The sequence below is a fragment of the Pseudomonas sp. PDM26 genome, from assembly GCF_019219185.1.
In the GTDB taxonomy this organism is placed as follows: domain Bacteria; phylum Pseudomonadota; class Gammaproteobacteria; order Pseudomonadales; family Pseudomonadaceae; genus Aquipseudomonas.
The window spans coordinates 1-1,744 of the sequence record NZ_JAHUWC010000031.1 but is presented as its reverse complement, the minus strand read 5'-3'; the positions used below and the strand labels follow the sequence as shown (position 1 = coordinate 1,744).

1 rRNA gene is annotated in these 1,744 nt (G+C 52.8%); it reads right to left on the bottom strand.

What is annotated here, in order from left to right:
• Positions 1–19: 19 nt before the first annotated feature.
• Positions 20–1,744: ribosomal RNA gene (locus tag KW849_RS30920) — 23S ribosomal RNA — on the bottom strand; the annotation flags it as partial.

Below are 1,744 nucleotides of genomic sequence, written 5' to 3'. Positions count from 1 at the left end.
CAAATTGCTTGGGTGTTATATGGTCAAGCCTCACGGGCAATTAGTATTGGTTAGCTCAACGCCTCACAGCGCTTACACACCCAACCTATCAACGTCGTAGTCTTCGACGGCCCTTCAGGGGACTCAAGGTCCCAGTGAGATCTCATCTTGAGGCAAGTTTCCCGCTTAGATGCTTTCAGCGGTTATCTTTTCCGAACATAGCTACCCGGCAATGCCACTGGCGTGACAACCGGAACACCAGAGGTTCGTCCACTCCGGTCCTCTCGTACTAGGAGCAGCCCCTCTCAAATCTCAAACGTCCACGGCAGATAGGGACCGAACTGTCTCACGACGTTCTAAACCCAGCTCGCGTACCACTTTAAATGGCGAACAGCCATACCCTTGGGACCGGCTTCAGCCCCAGGATGTGATGAGCCGACATCGAGGTGCCAAACACCGCCGTCGATATGAACTCTTGGGCGGTATCAGCCTGTTATCCCCGGAGTACCTTTTATCCGTTGAGCGATGGCCCTTCCATACAGAACCACCGGATCACTAAGACCTACTTTCGTACCTGCTCGACGTGTCTGTCTCGCAGTCAAGCGCGCTTTTGCCTTTATACTCTACGACCGATTTCCGACCGGTCTGAGCGCACCTTCGTACTCCTCCGTTACTCTTTAGGAGGAGACCGCCCCAGTCAAACTACCCACCATACACTGTCCTCGATCCGGATAACGGACCTGAGTTAGAACCTCAAAGTTGCCAGGGTGGTATTTCAAGGTTGGCTCCACGCGAACTGGCGTCCACGCTTCAAAGCCTCCCACCTATCCTACACAAGCAAATTCAAAGTCCAGTGCAAAGCTATAGTAAAGGTTCACGGGGTCTTTCCGTCTAGCCGCGGATACACTGCATCTTCACAGCGATTTCAATTTCACTGAGTCTCGGGTGGAGACAGCGCCGCCATCGTTACGCCATTCGTGCAGGTCGGAACTTACCCGACAAGGAATTTCGCTACCTTAGGACCGTTATAGTTACGGCCGCCGTTTACCGGGGCTTCGATCAAGAGCTTCGCGTTAGCTAACCCCATCAATTAACCTTCCGGCACCGGGCAGGCGTCACACCCTATACGTCCACTTTCGTGTTTGCAGAGTGCTGTGTTTTTAATAAACAGTCGCAGCGGCCTGGTATCTTCGACCGGCGTGGGCTTACGGAGCAAGTCCTTCACCCTCACCGGCGCACCTTCTCCCGAAGTTACGGTGCCATTTTGCCTAGTTCCTTCACCCGAGTTCTCTCAAGCGCCTTGGTATTCTCTACCCAACCACCTGTGTCGGTTTGGGGTACGGTTCCTGGTTACCTGAAGCTTAGAAGCTTTTCTTGGAAGCATGGCATCAACCACTTCGTCACCCAAAGGGTAACTCGTCATCAGCTCTCGGCCTTAAGATCCCGGATTTACCTAAGATCTCAGCCTACCACCTTAAACTTGGACAACCAACGCCAAGCTGGCCTAGCCTTCTCCGTCCCTCCATCGCAATAACCAGAAGTACAGGAATATTAACCTGTTTTCCATCGACTACGCTTTTCAGCCTCGCCTTAGGGACCGACTAACCCTGCGTCGATTAACGTTGCGCAGGAAACCTTGGTCTTTCGGCGTGGGTGTTTTTCACACCCATTGTCGTTACTCATGTCAGCATTCGCACTTCTGATACCTCCAGCAAGCTTCTCAACTCACCTTCACAGGCTTACAGAACGCTCCTCTACCGCATCA